Below are 21425 nucleotides of genomic sequence, written 5' to 3'. Positions count from 1 at the left end.
GATGCCGCCTCCGCTGACCGCGTGCCCAGGCCCCGCCTGAGGTCAGGGGTACGTCAGCAGTTGAGGATGCCGTTAGCCAGGATGTGGAGTTGGGCGTCGTTGTCCCGCATGATCTGGCGCAGGTCGGCGATGGCGTCCACCCATTGTTGTTTCTGAGCGACGGTGAGCTTGCCGCGGTTGGCTTCGATGAAGGCATTGGCGTTCTCGAAATTGCCGGCCTTGACCTCGCCGATGACGGTGAGTACCGAGGCGGAGATGTCGGTGGTGCCCACCTTGGTGACCATGTCCGCCAGTTGGCCGGTGGTGAGGCCACCGTCGACGTCGAATGGCGTGTTGAGCTGTCCGGCTGTGTCCAGTCGGCCCACCGAGTCGAGGAGGACCTTGGGTCGTTGGGCCTCGTCGGCAGTCGCGTAGTCGAAGACGACATCTTCGTGGCCGATCGCGCCCAACTTCAGGACCGGCGCGAAGACACTCAACTCCGGCTGGTTGGGTACCCGGCCGATCATCTGCTCGACCTCGGTCAGGTTAGCCTTCATCTGCTCAGCCGACCAGCGCGCCCGTAGCCGTTGGAAGACGGCCTTGCTCGCCTCAAGGTCCACCGCCCAGATCAACTCGCCGAGCGCGTCGTCGACGCGCGCCACGGGGTTGTTCTTCTGGGCCTTCTTCGCCGCCGTGCGCACCACGGCGGGCGTGATCGCATCCAGAATTTCGGCGGGGGTGTTGGGCTGCCCGTGCTGGCGAGGAGAGGTGACGGTCCATCGGTAGGTGGTATCAAGAGCCATTCTGGAACTGTCGGACTTCTTCGTGGTCGTGTGCAGGATCGTCACACCGTACCTGTCTGTCACGGCAAGGAGATCCAGAGTGACCGCCCCGCGGGTGATCACGACGGGGGGATTGCCGCGTTGGGCGAGCTGTTCGAGCAGATAGTTCACCGTGGCGATATCGGCGGGCAGCAGGTCGTGGCCGACGCGCGGAGTGTCCAGAAGGATCACCGGGTGTTCGGCGTCAGCCATCGCGGCCAACTCACCGATCATGCGGTCCGGCACTCTCGCACTGTTCGCGGAGACGACGTACACGTCGCCATGTGCCGTGACGTGCCAGCGGCTGGATGACGATCCCGTCGCCAGCGGACCACCGGTCAGTCGCAGCGGCCAACTCGGCTGCGCGATCGCCTCCACCGGTTCGACCACCTCAGCCGGAGATCTCGGCTCTTCGGCGGCGGTCACGGCCCGTGCCCTGCCCCGATCGCCGAATTGGTGGTACACGTCGTTGGGGGCGTCCGGAGTGCTGTCATGGATATCCAGCCCGAGGGCCTCCGCGCCGTGCCACGCCGGTGATTGATGGAGGCGCGGGTACGGCGTGCCGGGTAGTAGCGGCGTGTCGAGATCCTCGATCTCGGTGAGGAGCGGTCCATCCTGTGCTGTCGGCGTCGTGCGGAAGCGGTGGAACGTCCCGTTGCCAGGCGTACCGGGTCGCATTCGGCCGTCTCTGCCAACAGCGACCTTGGGCGCGACGAAGGCGTGGCCGATGGCGGAGGTCCATACCGTTCCGTTGGCGGCGACGACATCGGTGCCATGCATCAGGGGGTGCTTGGACAACTCGGCGGCCGGTGATTGCGCCTCGGGCGCGGTCACGAAGTCGCAGGAAATGACGTCGACCGGTTTGCCGTAATCCGGATGCAGGCGGATGGACGAGGCGATGTCCGGCACCGAGAAGGCCCTCGACGCGCTGTCGACGAAGACACGCAGCCGTGACGGGTCTGCCGGGAAGGCTTGGGCAAACCGCAGCTTCTCGGCGTAATCCCTGTCGGCTGGGTCGGCCAGCACGAGCCCTGCGGGAACCCGTCGTAGCGCCGGCCGACGCTCGTGGCCGAAGCGCATCAGAGCCTCATCTGGCACACCGAGACGGCCGAGGATCGCGTACATGTCGGTCTCGTTCTTGGCCTGCGACACCGGCAGATCCATGCCGACCGACTCGGCGCCCCGTAGCACCTCGTACAGCGAGTGTTCGTCGGTGACCAGCATCCAGGCCGTGATCCCGAGGAGAAAGTCGTTGCGTGACTGCGCGGGCAGGCCGAGCATGTCGTACGCCCACAGCAGCCGCACAGTGGTGCCCGAAATCGCGCTGACGGTCGGGATGCCGGCCTGACGCACGGAATTCGTCCACGGCGCGGCCGACGAGGATTGCATCATGTACTTCGCACTGCCGGTCAACCAGGCCAACGGGAACTCTGGTCCTGACTCACCCTCACCCAGCCGGGACTCGAGCGCGTCGATCGCCTCGTCGTCAGGGGTGTCCAGAGTCGGCTTGAACGGAAGGTTGCCGGCTTCCCGTTGGTACTGTTCCTCCAACGGGTGCAGGCCCACGTTGAGGTCGTCGAGTTCTCGCCTGGTTGCCTGACCATAGAGGCCGAGATTGAACTTGTACGTGTTCTGCGGTACGCGCGGAATTTTCTCGAAGTGGCTCAGCGCGGTGACGAGGGTCTCGTACTCCGGGGCGGTGCTCACGACGGCGTGAATGTTGCCGACCGCGAACAGGTCGTCGGCGTAGGGCTGCGCATTGTGCATTGGCGTGGTGATGAGGTTCATGGCGGCACGCCGCCGACTCTTGAGCTGTGCGCTGGCCCGCTGAAGCAACTCGACATTGAGCTTGAGTCGGTCGGCCTCGCCCCAGGCCTCATTCCTGACGATGTCACCGAGGACGGTCTTCAAGGTGACCGCCTCCGCGCTCTCCTTGTAATATGCCGCGTTGTAGAACGCCGTCATCATCATCCGCAGGTTTCCCTGCGTCAGTACGTGGCGGACCTCCTCGTCGCTCAGTGTGTCGCCGACCTGTCCAGCGCTGGTGGGGTCGTCGTGAACGAATGCCCGCAGCGGCTCGATGTCGAGGTGCCCGTTGAGCCGGGAATTTACCAGCACCGCGCGCAGGCGCCGTACAGCCATTCGAACGGCGGAGCGTACCCGTGGAAGTTGGTACAGGTGTGCCCCGACGTATCGCTCGAAATTGCGGTCGGCGATCTCGTCGCCGCCCCATCCGGTCAGTGCCGGCAATGCCAACTCGTCGGTGAGGTTACTTGACACCTCGTGTTGGCTAGCTGCCGTCTCAATCAGACGGTCCAGCTCTTGTTGCCGCGCATCCGTTCGGTTCAATTCGGCGACCGCTTCCCGCAACCCCTGTTGCGTGACATCGAACATGTCGACGATTCGCTGGGCCTCTTCTGCTGCCGACGTCAATTGACCTTCGAGATCTTTTACGTCGCCGGCGGTCCGCAGCACGTGGCCGGTCCATTGGACTTCGGCCCTGTTGGCGGCTTTAGCAGCGACTCTATGATGTTCTACGCGGTCCTTGTTGGCTTTGGCGAGGGTCTTCGCCAACCGCTCGTCGGCCCTGCTCCCCTCCTCCAGGCTAACTGCGACATTCCGCAGTGCCTCGTACGCTGCCAGATCGGCCCCAGCGACATCCATTGTGGCAGCGACTACCCGCGTCTCGAGGTCCGAGATGTGGAACCCCGCCCTGCTCACTCGGCTGGCAACCTGCTCGACAGACTTTCTGTGCTGTTCGGCCGCGGACCTGGCTTCGGCGGTCTCGTCCACCAGTTGTCCGAGGCGGGTTAGCGCGGACGAGGGTGCGTCGCTGCCCGAGGCCTGCTCGAATGCCTTTCGAGCGGCATCATGGGCGTCGACAGCCGCCCACTCGGCCTTGTTGGCCCTGGATTGCGCGAGAACCGAAATGTGCCTGGCAGACTCGAGTTCCGAAATCAGCTCCTTGGACTGGCCGTCCATGGGCTTTACTACTTGTCCGACGCTTCTCGTCTCGCGCTGAAGATCGGTTAACCTCGCCTTCAAGTCGTCTAGCCCCTGGCGCAGCGCCGCTACCTCGCGCAGTGCTTTGTCGCGCGCGGCGGAGAAAGCTTCACTGCTGACACCGCGTGGAGCCACCTCGTGTGCTTCGATCTTCTCGATGCCGTCTTCTATTTTTCGTGAGCTGACCTCGAAGACAGAAATGGGAAGGAGTAGCCGCTCTTTTTCCTTCCTGGTCATAGAGAACGGCGTGATGTCGCGGCCGCTGAACTCCGCCAGGTGCAGGGTGAGTTTCACCGGCCTGGTGAGGAGCTTGTCCCGATGTAGTGACAAGAATTCCCTATCAGTGATCTCTTCGCTGGCCGACGTGCTGCGCAAGCGAGAGAATGTTAGGGTTGCGCCATCGTACTCGGAGAATCCGGTTTTGAACTTGTAGTCGCCCCGGAACACCTCACCATGAGCTGCCGGCAGAATCATCAGTGCGTCAACCACCATGTCGAAGTGTGCACGCGCCTCGGCTTCGAATTCTGCGGCGATCTGCTTCCCCCGGGCATACATCAGCTTCTCGATCGCACCTCTGTTGCCCTGCTTGTATTCGAGATTCTGCCTTAACTTAACTAACTCCACATCCCTCCAGATGAGGTCAGGGAAGTCGCTTGGTTCAACTCCATCCACCGAGTCGATCACTTCGGCGACGCGCATCTGCACGACTACTTCGAGTTCTGACTTGACCGTCCGAGCGGCTCGGTGGAGCAGGCCACCCGGCGGGGCGACCGCGTTGATCAGCGCGTGGTTCGATCCCGTGTAGGCCGCGAGCGCCAGCAGGTGCGCGATGGTGAGCTTAATCTTGAGCTGCAGAGGGTCGGCGTCTGAGTCATCGAACCAATCAGTCAGCCATATTTCACTCTCGGGCTTGGGCCTTGCACTATTTTCGTCATAATCTTCGAGCAGTACTTTGGTGGCTTGTGCGCGTTGAAAATCGTTGGAGCCGAGGCCTTTGAAGACATTAGCTTTGCTCAGCTCGTAATACGCTGCCTCGGGGGGCAGCATCTCCATGCCCGCCTGTGTGAGAGAGAGCCGTGACACGCCGAGCTGTCCGAGTTCTTCGTACACCAGTTCAGGGGAGGGGGCGGCGGATACGGTCACCGGCGTCCGGCTCTCCTCGGCGACCCGAAGGACTTCGTAGAGGCGGTCCGGGCCGGCCGGGGCCGTGGCGACGAGTGCGAGGACGAAGTCATTGCGAAGTGCCGGGTCGAGGTTCAGCCAGTCGAAGGTGCGCAGAAGTCGGTCGGCGTAGTCGAGTGCGCCGCCCCCGCTCCCATCCCCGGTGTACCAATCGGCGTGGTCCAGGTCGCGAGCTGTTGTTGCGAAAGGATCGCGAGTAAGGTCGGCTGTATTCTTCAACGGACCAAGCAGGGGCAGCCACGAATCTGCGAACTGTCGCATTGCCTCGTGGTCGACGCCGATCCGTTCGGCGTACTCGGGTTCGGCGAACAGTCCGGCCGCCAGCCGGGTGAACGTGGGCGCCTCTCCGACCACCCCGTCGCCGACCGCCAGTGCGAGCGCCGCCATCAGCGCCTCGGCATCGTCGAGCTCGCGGGCCGTCGCCAGATCGCGGGCCGTGGCGCCATACCCAACATCTGTTGCCGCTGCCTGGCCCATGATCATTTCTAGCCGTTTGATCGCCTGCCGGGCGGCGTTGATCACCCGAGGCAACTGGGCCAGATGGCCGGCTAGGGCGGCATCGAATTTCTCGGCCTCGACCCGGTACTGCGGCCACTCTGTGACGGGCCGGACCTGGTACGGGCGCGCTCCATGCCAGGAACTCCAATCGTTCCGCCGCAGGTGCCCCGGGGACGGCTCCATCGTGCCCGGCAGAACCGCTACCCGGAGATCGATCACCTCGGTATCGGTGGGCCCCACCTGCTCTTCGCCGACCGGTGGGGGAGTGCGGAACGCGTAGAACGATTCGCCGGCCGCGCCAGGGGATTGTGGGCGCATCTTGCCGTCATCGTGGACGCGGGAACCGGATGCGATGACGTGGCCCTGGGGTGAGGTCCACACGATCCCACTGGCAGCACGCACCTCGATACCCAGCATCTGGTCCTGCCGGGAGAGTGTCGCCGCGAGCGAGCGTAGGCGGTCCACGGCGGCGCCGACCACCCCGGCGGCATTGCAGACGACGACGTCCACCGGCGCGCTGTACCGGGGGTCAAGCGCGATCATGGGGGCGATGTCCTCGGCCGCGAATCCGGCATCCTCGTGCATGAATACCCGCAGGTGAGTCTGGCTCACGGGCATTCGCGCCGCCGCCTCCATCACCGCGGCGTAACGAGGCGCCGACGGGTCGGCGAACACCAGGCCGGCCGGCACACGACGCACGGCAACCGCGCCACCGTTCGCAGACGCGGTGTACCCGACGTGTTCGGCGGGCCACGCGAGCACCGCACCGGTTTCCGGGTAGGCCTCGAACGGCACGACCTGCGGACCACTGAGGTCGAGTGCTCGAGCAGCGCGGAGGAGGACCGGCAGGCCGAGTTGCTCGGCGCGGACGGCCGCCGCCTCCAGGCCGGGCTCCAGTCCCAACGGCACATGCACCATCTGCGCGGCCACGGTCTGCGGCTGGCGGCGGAGGGTGTTGTTGACGCGCACGTCGCCTATCGCGGCAGGCTCGACGTACACCTGGTGGAAGTTGGCAAGGGGCAACGCGTCCCACACCTCGGCCGGAACGGGACCGCCACTGATGCTGAGCGATTGGCCGGCGGGCACCCAGGTGCTGACGGCTTCGATGCAGTCGGTGCCGACAGCACCCGTCATCTCGCTGGTCCTCCGTTGAGTCGCGCTGCGGTGCCGGCAGCCAGTCGAGGGAGGTCGGTCTCAGGGGTCGTCAACGGCGAGCCGGGCGTGGGTTTGAACGGCCGGGCGAGGTGGTGGGTTCACCACCTGAGCGTCCGTTGTGGTCGCTCGGCAAGTGACGGCACGAAGGCCCTGGTGATCATCGACCAGGAGCGGCAAGTGATCGGCCTGCGACGATGAGGGTGCGCCCGGCAGGATTCGAACCTGCGGCCTTGGGATTAGAAGTTGAATCCCGTACGGGTTAGCGCGTCATCGTGAGTTGCTAGGGGTGTCTATCTGTCCAGGTAGACACCCCTACCCATGGTGGTCGCTGTTCGCTCGTGCTGCCGGGTCCGTAGACGTCCGGGCTCACACCGGGCTCACCTGCGGAGGGTGTACCGACATGGCGAAGGCCCCCAGCCGACTCGGCGAGGGCCTCCGGCGGGGGTCTAAGTTAGTGCTGCTTGGCGAAGTTGACGAACGACTGCCAGACGGTCGAGTCGAACTGGAGCGTGCCGCCGTCCCGGTCCTTGGTGTCGCGCACGAGCACGACGCCGGGCAGGTTGTCGGCCACCTCTACGCACGACCCGCCGTTGGTCCCGGAGCGAGTCGACTTGTGCCACCTGGCACCGGTCATGTCCATGTCTGCGCCGCTTCCTTGATCAGTTTGAGTGACTGCCTGCGCGAGAGGGCTTCACCTCTGATGGTCTCCCACACGCGCTGGAGGCTAGCAAGGTCATCGGTGACGTTCACGACCTGTGCGCGGACCTGGTGATCGAGATGTGCGATCACCGAGCCGTCACCCAGCGTGGCCAGGATGAAGCCTCCTTGCAATCCAGGGTAGACCCCGGCGTCTTCAGTCACCACGTGTATATGCACGTGCGGCAGCTCGGCCATCTTGGCGAGGTGTTGTAGCTGCTCTGCCATCACGCCCGGGTGGTCGTTGAGTGATCTCCGGAGCACCATCACGTCGAGTACGGCAACCAGGGGCACAGGTTCTTCACGGGTGAGGATCGACTGTCGATCGAGCCGTGACGCTACGCGCTGGTCGATCTCGTCGGGCAACAGCAGACCGCCACTAGCGAGAGTGGCACGTGCGTACGCCTCCGTCTGGAGAATGCCCGGCACGAACGCAGGTTCGTACCAGCGGAGCAAGGTTGCCTCACGCTCGAACTCGATCCATTCGCGCAGCCAGGCTGGGGTGTGATCGAGCTTCGACAGCTCACGCAACATGCGGGCGAACCGTCCGCCGGTCTTGTGCGCCTCGTCGACTGCGTTCATGTATTCGCGTGTTGGTGGACGACCGCCGGTTTCCACCGAGCTGACGTGCGAGCCGGAGTATCCGATGACCCTGCCGAAGTCATCCTGGCTGAGTTCTTGGGCCGCCCGAAACAGGCGCAGTTCTTCGCGTACGTAATCGGTGGCGGTCCCCATTGAGTCCCCAATCTCTGCCCAGTTTCGTCGGCGAGCCGTTCGTTCTTGCCCGCCCCTGCTCACTTCGCCTTCTGAGCTGGCACAACAGTGGTGAGCACGTATCGAAGACCGCTGTGTCCCCAGCAGACTGTCACACATCGGAGCCGCTCCTATCCAGAGAGGGACGGGGTGGTTTTTGACCGGGGCCGTCTCGTCCCCCCATGCGGGGCGGCCCCCTCCGAAGGACCGAGGAGGGCGACGTGCGGCTGCTGCGACGGATCAAGAGGAAAGCCAAGGTGCCCGTGACTCCCGCGCCTGAGACGGCTGTTGTGCTGGGGCGAGCCTGCTGCCCTCCGTCGTGGTACTCGCAGCGCACCGAGCCGTTCTTGGTGTGGGGGCGTGCGGGCAGGTTGACGCTCGGCCAAGCGTCTCGGTCTCCGGTACCCGGATGGCTGGCGCGTGCCAGTGCGGAGGATGCGCTCGACGGGCTTGGTCGTGGGTGACGACGACGCGGATTTGATCCGTCCTCGGCATCGGCCGCATCGGTCGCGGCGCTTTCCCGGCGGGAAGCCGTGTGCCTGTCCGGCGTGCCGGACGGCCCGCAAGCGGCAGCGCAAGCCTCCGGGCACAGCACTGCCTCAAGCTGCGGTTGGTCGGGCGGCAGAGCAGCCGACGCAGATCGACTGGACCCGCGCGGCGGAGCTGGTCACCCGGGGGCAGTTCGCCCGCGCGCAAGGTGTCGCACCGATTGAAAGGAGCGGACTCTCGGCACGTCAGTTCATGGCACCAACCCCGTCAGCTCTACCGAAGGAGACACGGCACCATGACCGACACGATCACTGGTAACCCGACGATCGAGGCTCACACCGGCCCCATTGACCTGTCCCGCCCGCACTTCGTGGGCGTCGGTGGGTCTGCCATGTCCGGCCTGGCCCGGTTGCTGGCCGAACTGGGCCACCAGGTCAGCGGCAGCGACCTGAACGACCCCGCCACACTCGCGGCCCTGGGCGTCGCGGGCGTGCGGGTGCACCTGGGGCATGACGCCTCCCACGTGCGGGGCGCAAGCTGCGTCGTCTACACCACGGTTGCGCAGAATGCGCCGGAGATCGACGCGGCTCGTGCCGCCGGTATCCCGGTGGTCCACCGGGCGCAGGTCCTCGATGCGCTCAGCGCCAATCGGCGGTTCGTCGCGGTCTCCGGCTCACACGGCAAGTCCACCACGACCGCCATCCTGGCCCACATCCTGCGGACGCTCGGCGAGGATCCGACCTACCTCGTCGGGGCTGACCTGACCGATCCGGGCTCTGGCGCCCGTCTCGGCGGGTCCCGGCTGCTGGTTGCGGAGGCAGACGAGTCGGACCGGTCGTTCCACTTCCTCACCCCGTCGATTGCCATCATCACCAACGTCACGGACGACCACCCGGAAAACTTCGTCAACCACGCCGCCGTGATGCGTGCCTACGTCGAGTTCGGCTCTCGGATCGCTCCTCGGGGGTACCTGATCGCGAATGCCGACTGCGTGGGGGCGAACGTCGCCGCCGAGGTCATCGCTGAGGAACGACCTGACCTGACGGTGCTGCGCTACGGCCGGAGCCGCACGGCCGATATCTGCCTGCTCGACGTGTACGCGGAGGGATGGAACGTTTCGGCGACCGTCCGGATGCCGAACGGGACGAGGGTGCGGCTGACTCTGCCGACCCCGGCAGCGCACCACCTGGAGAACGCGCTCGCGGCCACGGCGTGTGCGGTGCTCCTGGGCCTGGACCCCGCCCACGTGGCGGGAGCGGCATGCACCTTCACCGGGGTACGCCGTCGCTTCGAGCACATCGACACCCTGGCCGGAGTAACGGTGGTCGACTCCTACGCCGATCACCCGAAGGAGATCGCAGCCGACCTGGAAGCCGCGCGCACGTTGGCTCGCGGCCGGGTCATCGTGGTGTTCCAGCCGTCCGGGCATGCCCGGGTGCTGGCTTTCGGTAGGCGGATCGGCCGGCTCCTGGCGGACAAGGCCGATCACGTCCTGGTGCTCGATGTGCACGGCACTGTGCCTGAGGGGCGGCCGGCGGCCGACGCAACAATGATCGTGACGCAGTTGCGCGACGGTCAATACTGCCTGCCGCTTGGCGCGGATCACGTGGCCCGGCTTGTCGGCCGGATGGCCGGTCGCGGTGACGTGGTCCTGACGATGGGCACCGGTGACGTGACCGGCTACGGTGCGGCGATCCTGGACGCCCTGAGCCAGCGTTCCGAGGTCGCGTTGTCCGCGTGATCCTTACGCCTGGGCGGTGACAGTGCCGGGTTCCTCGATCAGCTTGTCTGCGAGCGCGAGGAGCCCGGCGCTGTTCGATGCCTTGACCAACACGACATCGCCCGGTCGTAAGCCGTCGTTGAGCATGTTCCACGCCTCGGCCACGTCCACCGCTCGATCAACCGCCGTGGCGCTGCCTGCGGCCCCGGCCGCGTACTGGTCGGCGTTCGTCCCGCCGATCGCCACCAGCCATCCGGCCCCGATCTCGGCTACCTGCTGGCCGATCTCGCGGTGCACCGCCATGGCGTGCTCGCCCAACTCGGCCATCTCGCCCAACACCGCGACCGCGCGTTGGTTGTTCCCGCTCATTGTGTGAAGGGCACGTATTGCGGCGCGCATGGCATCGGGCGCAGCGTTGTAGGCGTCGTTGATGATCGTCACCCCGTCCGCGCGGGTGGTGACCTGCATCCTGCCCGGTGACACGGCCTCGGCTTGCGAAACGGCTTCGGCTACGGCCTCGATCGGGTGGCCCAGCCCGAGAGCGACGGTCGCGGCGGCGAGCGCGTTAGACGCCTGGTGTAACCCGTACAGGCGCAACCGCACTTCGGCAGCCTGGCCGTCGTGCACGAGCCGGAAGCCGGCGCGGCCCAGCTCGTCCAATGTCACGTTCTCGGCCCGCACGTCCGCCGGGTTCTCGACTCCGTAGGTCAGCACGCGGGCGTTTGTGCGGCTCGCCATCGCGGCCACCAACTCATCGTCGGCGTTGAGCACCGCTAGACCGCCGTCCTGTGCGGCGGGCAGCGCTTCCACGATCTCGCCCTTGGCCTGAGCGATGTTTGCCACCGATCCGAACTCGCCCAGGTGCGCGTGCCCGACGCGGGTAACGATGCTGACGGCGGGCGGGGCGATCCCAGTCAGGTAAGCCACGTGCCCGATCCCACGTGCGCCCATCTCCAAGACGAGATAGCGGGTGTCGACGGTGGCGCGGGTGACCGTGTACGGCAACCCAAGCTCGTTGTTATTCGACGCGCGGTTGGCCACCGTCTCACCCCACCTGGGGAGCACCTGGGCAAGGATGTCCTTGGTCGAGGTCTTGCCGACTGAGCCGGTCACCCCGATCACGGTCGTCTGCGGTAGCCGGTCCACGACCGCGCGAGCGAGGCGTCCGTAAGCGGCGGGTACGTCCTCGACGACCACCGCCGGTACGCCAACCGGCCGTGACGCCAGCACCGCTGCCGCGCCGGCCTCGATCGCCTGGGCGGCGTAGTCGTGCCCGTCGACGCGCTCACCGGCAAGCGCCACATACATCCCGCCGGGCTCGACGCGCCGGCTGTCGAACATCACCGGGGCGGTTACGGTGACGTCCTGAGCAGCGTCGTGGACGGCTCCGCCGACAACGGCCGTGATCTCCTGCAAAGTCATCGCAAGCACGGGATGAACCTACCGTGTGAGGTCAGCGGATCGAGGGTTGTAGCCGGATCATGGACGCTTGTCCGCCGTCAGCTACTGGCAAAAGCTCAACTGGCGGAAGGCCAACTGTCGCTAGCGCTACTGGCACTATGCCAAGCTGTGTTTTATGTACCGCAATTCGCCTGCCGGTCGTCGGAGCTTGTGTGCTCGGCGGTCGACGCGTCGGCGCTTGCGTTCACTGCCGGGGATATTGCCGAAGCCGCGTACGCGGGCGGCTTGGGCGGCCTGGGTTGATGATCTGTACAACTTGCGGTCCGAGGTCGCGCACGATCAGGTGTGGCGCGATCAGGCCGCCGGTGGGAACACCTCGATGAGGGTGCTGCCGGTGGGTGATCCGGCGGTGCCGTGGGGCAAGCGTGCTGCGGAGCCTCGGGGGTTATCGGAGCCAGCGCGTCGTCGCCGGGCGCTGGCTGATCAGGTTGCGAACGCTCTTGCGGATCAGCCGACGATCGACCCGTGGCGCAGTGGGGGGAACGTGCTCGTAGAACAGGTGTTGCCGGCTCGGTTGGGCGATGACCCGGCAATGCGGCAACCGTTCGTTGACGCTGCGGCCGTGGTGGAGCGGGGCGGGCCGGGTGTGCTGCGCGTCGTTCCTGGGCAGGGCGGGGTGACGCTGCGCGTGCACGGCCCGTCGTGGTCGCTGGTGTTCCGGGTCAGTCCGATCGTCAACGCCATCGTGGTGTTTCTCGACTCGACGTCTCGTTATGGCTGGCGAGTGGAGGATGACACGGAGTCCCGGGGGCTGATTCAAGAAGCGGTGACGCGGGTGGTTGCGGAGGCGGTCCGTTACGGTTGGGGCGGGGACAAGTACGCGCGGCCCGTGACGCCGGTCGCCTGATAAAATCATTGACGGATGTGCACTCGCAAAGAAATGGTTTGGTAGCTATGGTGGCGAAGACCGGTCGACGAAATACGATCATCGCGTCCGTCGTCGCGGCACCGTTCGCGCTTCTTGCTGGCATCACCACGTTCAGCACCTTGAGTCCTGATGTCGCAAATCCTGTTTCTTCTCCTCGACCCAGCCGGACTGATGTTCGACTTGGGGCGACGACTCCGGTTCCTATGGCCATGCCTCAGCTTTCCGCCGACCAAGCACGCGCTTGCCTGGCTTTAATTTCCCAGTTGCCCCCTCAGTTGCGCGAGCTACCGGCCAGGCGGGTGAGCGACGGCCCTGAGCAAAATGCGGCCTACGGAGATCCTGCCTTGATGATCCAGTGCGGTGCTCAAGAGGCGAAGCCGGAGCCAACAGCGAAGATCTGGATCATCTCCGGTGTTTGTTGGTATGCGGAGGCGGGCGAGGCATCGACAACGTGGGCGACGTTGGACCGCAAGGTTCCAGTTGCTGTGACGATCCCGCCTATCTACGCCCCGGCGGGTGAAGGCTCCGGTCAATGGATTGCTGCCCTGTCCGGACCACTAGTCAGTGCGATGCCTTCCAAGCCGACGCGCTACGACTGCGGTCCAGAGTAGGCTTCCTGCCGGTCGACGCGATGGTCGACCGGCAGGAGCTCAGGGCACGCCCGACTTGTTGCTGGCCGCGCTAGAAATTCTTGTTGCCGCCCGCTGGGCCGGCGCAAGTTGAAGTGCCGGAGCAGCAGACTTGGATGCTTGCGTTCGAGTTCCCGTCCGGGTCGGTGAACGTGAACGACGTTCCGGACGAGTTGCACGAAGTCGCCATTGTGATCCCTTGCAGCTTCGCGACGACGCAGTAACCGTCACTGGTGGCGATGTCGTCGTAAACCGTGGCCCGGTAGACGTTGTCGCCGTCGCAGGTGCCGGACGCGGCCCGAATTGTGCCGATGGCCTGCGGACTGGTGATGCCCATGCTCAAAACGCAGCCATTGGAGGTGTAGTTGACGTAGGCGTACGCTGGCGCAGCTCCAATGAACAGTCCGAGGACTGCGACCACGGCCACTACTGCGCCTCGCTTAAGTGCGATCACTAGCGCTTCCTTCCGGTGGATGGAATGCGAAACCCCGAGGCCCCTCCTACCCTGCCGACCACCGGAAAAGATGTCAATGACTTGCGCTCCTAAATGTAGATGCGAATAGATGCGCCTGCGGAGATTGCGTGCGTGGGATTTCCTGAATGAGCACATCTGTTCGGAGCGTTTTATCGACCTGCAAATAGCGGAGAACGCTTGGATCGCGGCTTTGGAAAGCCAGTAGATTGAACTGAACGCCATCCATCGTCCGGTGCGTTGGCCCGGTATAGCGTCTTATGTCTGCTCGAAGATTTTGATCTAGCTGGGCGGTCGCTCGTTTGGGATCTGTCGGGCGATGAGCCGGCGGAGTTGCCGTACGGCGGTGGCGCGGCGCTTGGATGCGTTGCTGGGCGACATGTTCAGATCGGCGGCGACCTGGCCGAGGGGTTCACCATTTAGGTAGGTGCGTCGCAGGAGTTCGGCGCTGGTGGGGTCAATGCGGTCGGCGGGCGGCATCCGGGCGGACTGGGCAACGAACTCTTGTAGGCGGGCGATGGCGGCATCCATGCCGCCGGGGCTGGGTTCGTTGGGGTGCTTGCCGTGGTAGGCGTTGAGTTCGGCGACGCCGCCCATGGGTATCTCTCGGGGTTCCTCCTCGCGGAGTCTGGCGATGCGGGCTTGGTGTTCGGTGGCGGTCTCGTCGGGCCGGCGGGTGAGCTGTTTGCGGCGGTGTTCAGTGCGTCCGCTGGCGTGGTCATACGCGCCGCCGAGTAGCCGTGAGTAGACGTTGAGCCGGTCGATATCCAGTCGCCAGCGGGTGCCGGCCGCGGTGGTTACGGTGGCCTGCATCCGTTCGAGGAAGGCGTGTATCAGCGTGTGCTGGGCGGCGATCACGCGCTTGGCGGGATCGTCGGGCATGGCGAGTCGGGCGGCGCGGGAGAGAAGTCCATGGGCGGCGACGCCGAGGGCGTAGAGGTTCCAGTCTTCACGGTTGTCGGTGTCGGCGCGGACCTGTCCGACGATGTGCCGCCATATCTGGTCTTTGATCTCGCGGGTGGCGTCGTCGGCCAGCAGGTGGCGAACGACTTCATCAGCGCGGGCGGGGCGGGGGTCGTCGGCGCCGGTGATCCATCCTTTCGGCACGCCGACACGGCACAGGGTGATGGCGGCGGACAGGACTTGGCCGGCGGGCATCGCCTTTTGCTCAACGAGTGCGGCTACCGGGTCGGACGAGGCGTCTGTGTCGGCGGTGGGTGGTGCGGAGAAGGTGAGTTGGCCAGGCAGGGCTATGCCGTGGGGGTGCCTTGTGGGCACTCGGTGTTCGGGCACGAGTTCGTGTCCTCCCAACGTCGCCTCGGGCTGGGTGGGGACACACCGGGCCGCCTGTCGGCGGTGATGAGCCGGGTCGCCGCTGACCCCTGGTGCGGCCCCCGGCGTGCTGCGGACACCGCCGGGAATCGCACAAGCGTCTGAGAGATCGCGTCAGGGTGCCATGGTGTTGCGCGGCCCCCGCTGCGAGCACTCGTTGTCGCTCGGCTCCACTACCGACAGTCGGACCGGTCCCCGTTCCGGCCTGACCTTGATCTCTTCGAGCGTACGCGCGGGCCAGAAAGATTCTTCAAGTTGCGCCGACGAAGTTGTCGATCTTGGAACATTCGGGCCTTTGGCGGTCCCCTTGAATAAGAACTCCTAACTCTTTGAGTGGTGGAGTCGGCGCCAGCAGATGATGGCGCAGGCGAGGGTGAGGAAGGCTTCGTGGATGTCGTCGCGGATCTCCCAGCGGATGCGCAGACGGCGGAACCAGTGCAGCAGGGCGATGGTCTGTTCGACGACCCACCGTCTGGTGCCGAGTCCTGAGCCGTGTCCGGTTCCGCGTCGGGCGATGACCGGGGTGATGCCCTTGGCCCGTAACTCGCGGCGGTACTTGTCGAAGTCGTAGCCGCGGTCGGCGTAGATCCGCTTGGGTCGTTGCCGGGGTCTGCCTCGGATGCCCTTGATTGGTGGGATCTTGTCGACCAGGGGCATGAGCTGGGTGACGTCGTGACGGTTGCCGCCGGTCAGGCTGACCGCGAGGGGGATGCCGCCCGCGTCGGTGATGACGTGGTGTTTCGAGCCTGGCTTGCGGCGGTCGACCGGGCTCGGACCGGTTTTGGGCCGCCCTTGAGGGCCCGGACATGGGTTCCGTCGATCACCGCCCGGGACATGTCGAGCTGGTCGGCGGCTCTGAGCTTGCCGAGCAGGACTTCGTGCAGTCGTTGCCACACGCCGGCGTCGTTCCAGTCCCGCAACCTGCGCCAGCAGGTCATCCCCGACCCGAACCCGAGCTCTTGGGGCAGGTACTCCCACGGGATCGCGGTGTAGAGCACGAACAGGATCCCGCACAACACCTTGCGATCGTCCAAGGGCTTGCGGCCAGGGAACCGGTCCCGCCGTGGTGGTCGGGGCGGCAGCAGCGGCGCGATCTCGGCCCAGAGATCGTCCGACACGATCCACGGCGGCTGCTCACCCCTCCTCACGTTCAGACAGAACGACTCTCACGTCCCCGGGTTACGCCCAACATCATTTCGTTAGGAGTTGTAAGTAGAAGGAAACGTGCACGTGGCGCACCGGCATCAAGGGGGGTGGCGATCGGTGGTGTCGAGCGGTGAGTGACCGGCGGTGCCGTCGTGCTTACTGAAGTCACGTTCGTGCTGCTCAGCCTCGGTGTTCGAGGGCAAGCCGGCTTGCCGGCGCGGCAGCACCTCAAAGCCTGACCATGAATCGACCGGGCCGGCGTCGGCGGCGCTGTCGGTGCTGTGGCCTGCGGTTTCGGCCGACGTTGGTCACATCCGTGAGAATTGGTCACGGTTCGGGCGTGTCGGCTGGCGTCCTGGCGGCGATTCGTGGTCCGGCCCGTGGCCAGTTCGCGGACGGATGGGTCGCTATCCGTTCGTGCTGTCGTCCGCTGTGGTCGGTGTGCGGTGTGGCCTGTGCCCGTGGTCGGCGTTCGACGTGAGGGCCTGACGCCTGGTTGTTGACTGCTGGTCGCCCCTCGGGTTCGTGTGCGCTCTGTTTCTCTCTGGGGCGGGGCGGGGGACCGGCCGCCAGGCCGCAGCCCCCGACCCCGCCCACGCTCCTCTCCCCTCTCCCTTCTCTCGCGGGATCGGCCATGCCGATTCCGCTTCTTGACAAAGTAGGGAAACTCGTACGCACTCCCGGTTCTCCGGGGTGTTGACCGTGCTCGTCTGAACTTCTGGCGTCCTGGCCGTGCTCGCCGATTCGCCCGGTGCGCGGGTGCCGGCGGCGTTCCCCGTGCCGCCGTCCTGTCGTGGGCGTCCGGCTGCGAATCGTCTGTGTGTCCGCTCGCGTCGCGTTGCGCTGGGTCCGTCCGTCGGGTTCCCGGCTCGTCGGCCCTGGGTCGTCTCGGCCCGGATCGCTCCCGTCCTGCTCGTCGTCCTGGTCCTGGGCGGCGCTGCCACCGTCTTCCGTCCTCTATGGAGGCCTGTTATGTCCTGCTATGTCTGTCGCCCAACTGCCGGGCCGCTTTGGCCATGTCGCGTCCCGCTGGCTCGGAGTCGCGGCCCGCCCCGGCTGCCTGACTCCCGTTCTGCCCCTGTTCCGACTACCGCACCACCTGTGAGCACCACCTGTACGGCACCACCTCAGAGCACCAGTCATCCGACTTTTGGAGTTCGTTGTGAACAGCATTCCTGTTGATCTTTCTCGTCTGACCGGCCTGCTGTGCGTGGCTGTGCCGGAGCCCAAGACCGATCTCGACGGCGAGCAGCGCAAGGACCGTGACGGTAACCGCGTCTGGGTGACTGGTATCGCGGTGCGTCGAGCCGGCACGCGCAAAGCGTCGGTGATCGACGTCAGCACCTCCGCTCAGCCGGAAGGCGTGACGGAGGGCAGCCCGGTCGGTGTGACCGAGCTGGACGTGTCGCTGTGGGAGATCGAGGGCCGGCACGGCCTGTCCTACAAAGCCGCGTCGATCTACCCGAAGCGGCCGGGCAACGGCGACGGGTCCTCGTCGGCTCCGGTGCCCGGTCCCGCCGGTCGGGAGCGCGGCGGTAAGGCCAACCCGTCATGACCGCCATTGCAGTGATGCCGCCGGCATCGGCCGCGCCGCCGACGCCTTCGCCGTCACCGTCGATGACCCCCGGGTTCCCTGGCTTCGCGCCGGAGTTCCCGGGGGTCACCCTCGACCGGCTCCAGGCGTGGCTACCGACGATCGTTACCGTCGTCGTGGTCCTGGTGGCCGTCGTCGTGGCGCTGGGCGTGGTGTCGCGGCTGCTGCGCTGGAAGGCACCTCGGGCGCACTGGTACCTGTTCGGTTTCCCGCTGCTGCGCCTGCGAATGCGTCATTCCTGGCGGCACCTGTGCCTGAACGCCAGTTTGACCGGCACTGACCGGCCGACCACGGGGCAACTCGGGCCGCTGCTGGTGAAGGGACAGCCGATCATGCCGGTCCTGCCGCTGCTGCGGCGCATCCGCCCTCGGACGTTCGGGGCAACGGCGGTGATCCTGCTGCACCCCGGGCAGGTCCCGGAGCCGTTCGTGAACGCGGCGGAAGCGATGGCGCATGCCTGGGGTGTGCACGCGGTGCGGGTCGACGCGCGGCTACGCGGCCGGGTCCGGTTGACCATCCTGATCACCGACCCCCTCACTTCGCAGCGGACGGGGGAAGCGACCTGGACGACCGATCCGCCACCGAAGCCGGGTGTCGCTGTCGCCCAACCGGGGATCGGTGTGGCGAGTTCAACCCAACGGCGGCGGCCTGTTGGGTCGCTGTTGGGTTCGGGCGCGGCGGGAGACGTCGTGTTGGCCACCCAACAGGGGGCTTTCGTGGGTAAGACATCGGTCCCAGAGGCGGCGGTAGCGGTGCCGGCGGACCTGATGGCCGATGTCGGTGATCGGGAAGACGGGCAGCGGTGGGTGATCGACCTGGTGACCTTTCCGCACTGGCTGATCACCGGGGCCACGCAGTCCGGGAAGTCCACGCTCATCAACGCGGCTGTAGCGCGGTGGGCAGGGCGGCCGGTCGCTTTGGTGGGGATCGACTGCAAAGGCGGCATGGAGCTGGCCCCGCACGCGCCCCGGCTGTCCGCCCTGGCCACCGACCGGGCGCAAGCGGCGGACATCCTGGCCGCGCTCGTCGTCGAGACACAGCGGCGCATGGCGTTGTGCCGCCACCACGGGGCACGCAACATCTGGCAGCTCCCACCCCTGGTGCGGCCGGTGCCGGTGGTCGTGATCGTCGACGAGCTGGCAGAGCTGTACCTGGTCGCCTCCCGCGCGGACAAGGACGAAGCCCTTCGGGCGACCACGCACCTGTTGCGGCTGGCGCAGCTCGGCGCGGCTCTCGGCGTGCATGTGATCGTGGCCGGGCAACGGGTCGGCTCGGACTTCGGCCCCGGCGTGACCGCGCTGCGTGCCCAGCTCGCCGGACGGATCTGCTTGCGGGTCAACGACGAGGAAACCGTGAAGATGACCCTTGGTGACCTCTACCCCGATGCGGTGGATGCCGCCCAGCAGATCGACCCGGCGGTAAAGGGCATCGCGGTCACCACCGCCGACGAAGCCGGCTGGATCCGCGCCCGCTCGGTGTACCTGTCGCCGGAGCAGTTGACGGCCGTCATCGCCGCCACGGCACACCTGGCGCCGGCCCTGCCCGACCTCACCCCACCTGCCGCCTGATCCGGCGGCCCTCCCCTCGACACGAACGGAGGCAACCGATGCGACCACGACCAACCCGCCCCGCCGTCCCACCGACCGGTGACGGCGGGCCACCACCGGACCGGCAGCGCAGCGCCGGGCATCCCTACGCGAGGAGCAGAGGACCACCATGCCTACCCCCGCCCCTGGCGGGCCTGATGAGGGCCTGTCGTTCACTGACCGCGAGATCGTGTTCACCGCGACGCACCCCGACTTCCGGGCGTGGCTGGCCCGTGTCCGGCACATCGGCGGCTGCCAACACCCGGTGCACCTGATCGGCCACACGCTGACCGTGGACGCCGCCACCGGCCGCCTGGTGAACGCCTTCACCTCGGCGGAGCAGCCGCACGGGCGGCTCACCATCGCCTGCGGCAATCGCCGCCAGTCCCGCTGCGAACCCTGCGCCCGGCTGCACCAGGGTGACACCTATCAACTCGTCGTGTCCGGGCTCGCCGGCGGCAAGGGCATCCCCGACACCGTACGCGCGCATCCACGTGTGTTCGTGACCTTCACCGCGCCGAGCTTCGGCCCCGTCCACCGGCACACCACCGACGAACCCTGCCGCCCGTCACGCGGTCGTCGGGGCCTCGTCTGCGGCCACGGCCGCCCGCTGTGGTGCCTCGACCGGCACACCTCCGGCGACCCGCTCACCGGCTCCCCGCTCTGCGCGGAGTGTTACGACTACCCGGCTGCGGTGCTCTGGAACGCCCACACCCGCGACCTGTGGCAACGGCTGCACCGCAACCTCTATGAAGCCCTTGCCACCGTACGCGGGATCTCTCGCATTGCCGCCCGCCAGACGGTCCGCGTCGCGTACGCCAAGGTTGCCGAGTACCAGCGGCGCGGGTCGGTGCACTTCCACGCCGTCATGCGCTTCGACGGCCCCACCCCCGACGCCCCGCCCCCGACCTGGGCCACCCTGGCGCTCCTGGTGCAGACCATCCGCACCGCCGCCCGCCGCGTGCACCTGGCCGTGCCCGGCCTCGACACGATCTTGCGGTTCGGCGCGCAGCTCGACATCCGGCCCATCCTGCCCGGCCGCAGCGACGACGACTTGACCGAGCGGGCGGTGGCCTCGTACATCGCCAAGTACGTCACCAAGCCCGATGTCGCCGGCATCACCGTGGACCGGCCCATCCGTGACGCCATCACAATCTCCGTGCTCCCCATCACCGAGCACGCCCGCACCCTCATCCGCACCTGCTGGACCCTCGGCAGCCGCCCCGAGTACAAGGCGCTGAACCTGCGGCGGTGGGCACACCAACTCGGCTACCGAGGCCACATCGCCAGCAAAAGCCGCGCCTACTCCACCACCTACACCGCGCTACGCGCCGCCCGCGAACAACACCGCCGCGACCACAACCAGGAGGACACCCACCACGACACCCCCGACGCCATCACCGACAAGCACTGGACCTACGCCGGAACCGGCCACACCGCCGGACAAGCCATGTTCGCCGACGCCATCGCAGACGACCTCCAGGCCGCCCGCGATGCCGCCCACGACGCGAGGTTGAGCGTTGACACCCCTCAAGGAGAATTGCAATGAGCACCACGACTGACAACCCCTGGACCATTGACGCCGTTCGCGCTCTCGGCGTGACAACGGGTGTGGAGACTGCCGGAGCGATTCTCGGCATCGGTCGGAGCAAGGCGTACGCGCTCGCGAAGCGTGGACAGTTCCCCGTGCGGGTGCTCCGCGTGGGGCGAAGCTACGTCGTGCCTGTCCTAGAGATCCTGGAACTACTCGGCGTTCGAGCCGTCACTTGACCCTGCGGTCCATTGAGGAACCGTCCGACCGGACAGCACGTCATCCACAAGGAGCGCGACGATGCCGGCGGCGGTGAGATCCGGTCGCAAACTCACCAGCTTTTCCACCTCGCTGGCAGTGAGCCGAATCTTGACCTGCTGGTCGCGCTTCTCCTCGCCGGGGAGCGCCGGCAATCCCTGAGCGGCCTCGACCACCCGGCGTCGTCGCATGACTCACCTTCAATCAGTCGGCAGGGGAAGTGGTACCATAATAGGTACCACTTCCCCTCTC

The 21425-nt window shown here is 66.5% G+C and carries 15 protein-coding genes; 7 read left to right on the top strand and 8 right to left on the bottom strand.

The features are described from left to right. Positions 1 to 53: 53 nt before the first annotated feature. The 3 genes from ABZV06_RS08740 to ABZV06_RS08730 all read right to left on the bottom strand — a co-directional run bounded on the left by ABZV06_RS08740 (position 54) and on the right by ABZV06_RS08730 (position 8069). Entirely contained in the window at positions 54 to 6617 is a 6564-nt protein-coding gene (locus ABZV06_RS08740) for a hypothetical protein (RefSeq protein WP_355619841.1), read from the bottom strand. 472 nt (positions 6618 to 7089) lie between these two features. Further along, positions 7090 to 7272 carry a DUF397 domain-containing protein gene (locus ABZV06_RS08735; RefSeq protein WP_355241964.1) on the bottom strand — a complete coding sequence of 61 codons (183 nt, stop codon included), beginning with the start codon at positions 7270 to 7272 and terminating at the stop codon, positions 7090 to 7092. Beyond that, positions 7269 to 8069 (bottom strand): helix-turn-helix transcriptional regulator, encoded by an 801-nt coding sequence (locus ABZV06_RS08730; RefSeq protein ID WP_355241736.1) that lies wholly within the window; start codon positions 8067 to 8069, stop codon positions 7269 to 7271. The genes ABZV06_RS08735 and ABZV06_RS08730 overlap by 4 nt, the downstream gene beginning before the upstream one ends. Positions 8070 to 8871: 802 nt before the next feature. Between ABZV06_RS08730 and murC the strand changes: the two genes are divergently transcribed. Then, positions 8872 to 10317, top strand: coding sequence for a UDP-N-acetylmuramate--L-alanine ligase (murC, locus tag ABZV06_RS08725; protein ID WP_355619838.1), 1446 nt, complete (start codon positions 8872 to 8874; stop codon positions 10315 to 10317). A 3-nt stretch (positions 10318 to 10320) separates the two neighbouring features. Here the strand turns inward: murC and murF are convergent, their stop codons facing one another. Beyond that, complete coding sequence (murF, locus tag ABZV06_RS08720) at positions 10321 to 11718, bottom strand: UDP-N-acetylmuramoyl-tripeptide--D-alanyl-D-alanine ligase (RefSeq protein WP_355619835.1); 1398 nt, start codon at positions 11716 to 11718, stop codon at positions 10321 to 10323. A gap of 217 nt (positions 11719 to 11935) precedes the next feature. Between murF and ABZV06_RS08715 the strand changes: the two genes are divergently transcribed. Together ABZV06_RS08715 and ABZV06_RS08710 are read left to right on the top strand one after the other, a co-directional pair. Continuing rightward, on the top strand, positions 11936 to 12604 hold the full coding sequence (locus ABZV06_RS08715; protein WP_355619832.1) for a hypothetical protein: 669 nt from the start codon (positions 11936 to 11938) through the stop codon (positions 12602 to 12604). A gap of 47 nt (positions 12605 to 12651) precedes the next feature. Next, positions 12652 to 13236, top strand: coding sequence for a DUF3515 family protein (locus ABZV06_RS08710; protein ID WP_355241724.1), 585 nt, complete (start codon positions 12652 to 12654; stop codon positions 13234 to 13236). Positions 13237 to 13306: 70 nt separating this feature from the next. Here ABZV06_RS08710 and ABZV06_RS08705 read toward each other — a convergent pair whose 3' ends face one another. The 3 genes from ABZV06_RS08705 to ABZV06_RS08695 all read right to left on the bottom strand — a co-directional run bounded on the left by ABZV06_RS08705 (position 13307) and on the right by ABZV06_RS08695 (position 16179). Continuing rightward, on the bottom strand, positions 13307 to 13708 hold the full coding sequence (locus tag ABZV06_RS08705; RefSeq protein ID WP_355619829.1) for a hypothetical protein: 402 nt from the start codon (positions 13706 to 13708) through the stop codon (positions 13307 to 13309). A 300-nt stretch (positions 13709 to 14008) separates the two neighbouring features. Then, positions 14009 to 14884: a hypothetical protein gene (locus ABZV06_RS08700; RefSeq protein WP_355619825.1), complete on the bottom strand. Its 876-nt coding sequence runs from the start codon at positions 14882 to 14884 to the stop codon at positions 14009 to 14011. A 495-nt stretch (positions 14885 to 15379) separates the two neighbouring features. Further along, positions 15380 to 16179, bottom strand: a protein-coding gene (locus tag ABZV06_RS08695; RefSeq protein ID WP_355619950.1) for an IS5 family transposase whose coding sequence is annotated in 2 segments (ribosomal slippage) — positions 15380 to 15843 and positions 15843 to 16179 — 801 coding nt in all. Because the reading frame shifts where the segments join, the coding sequence is not laid out codon by codon here. A gap of 1175 nt (positions 16180 to 17354) precedes the next feature. Here ABZV06_RS08695 and ABZV06_RS08690 point away from each other — a divergent pair. The 4 genes from ABZV06_RS08690 (at position 17355) to ABZV06_RS08675 (ending at position 21154) form a co-directional block, all read left to right on the top strand. Then, on the top strand, positions 17355 to 17759 hold the full coding sequence (locus ABZV06_RS08690; RefSeq protein WP_355619822.1) for a hypothetical protein: 405 nt from the start codon (positions 17355 to 17357) through the stop codon (positions 17757 to 17759). Beyond that, positions 17756 to 19366 (top strand): FtsK/SpoIIIE domain-containing protein, encoded by a 1611-nt coding sequence (locus ABZV06_RS08685; protein WP_355619819.1) that lies wholly within the window; start codon positions 17756 to 17758, stop codon positions 19364 to 19366. The genes ABZV06_RS08690 and ABZV06_RS08685 overlap by 4 nt, the downstream gene beginning before the upstream one ends. 148 nt (positions 19367 to 19514) lie before the next feature. Continuing rightward, complete coding sequence (locus ABZV06_RS08680) at positions 19515 to 20933, top strand: replication initiator (RefSeq protein ID WP_355619816.1); 1419 nt, start codon at positions 19515 to 19517, stop codon at positions 20931 to 20933. Beyond that, a complete protein-coding gene (locus tag ABZV06_RS08675) occupies positions 20930 to 21154 on the top strand; it encodes a helix-turn-helix domain-containing protein (protein ID WP_355619813.1) in 225 nt (74 codons plus the stop codon). The genes ABZV06_RS08680 and ABZV06_RS08675 overlap by 4 nt, the downstream gene beginning before the upstream one ends. Here ABZV06_RS08675 and ABZV06_RS08670 read toward each other — a convergent pair. Then, a complete protein-coding gene (locus tag ABZV06_RS08670; RefSeq protein WP_355619810.1) occupies positions 21128 to 21364 on the bottom strand; it encodes a hypothetical protein in 237 nt (78 codons plus the stop codon). The two genes, ABZV06_RS08675 and ABZV06_RS08670, sit on opposite strands and share 27 nt — an antisense overlap. Positions 21365 to 21425: the final 61 nt, after the last annotated feature.

This window comes from Micromonospora sp. NPDC005172, assembly GCF_040608555.1.
Classification (GTDB): domain Bacteria; phylum Actinomycetota; class Actinomycetes; order Mycobacteriales; family Micromonosporaceae; genus Micromonospora.
The sequence above is the reverse complement of the archived record's forward strand: the minus strand, read 5'-3'. Positions and strand labels throughout refer to the sequence as shown.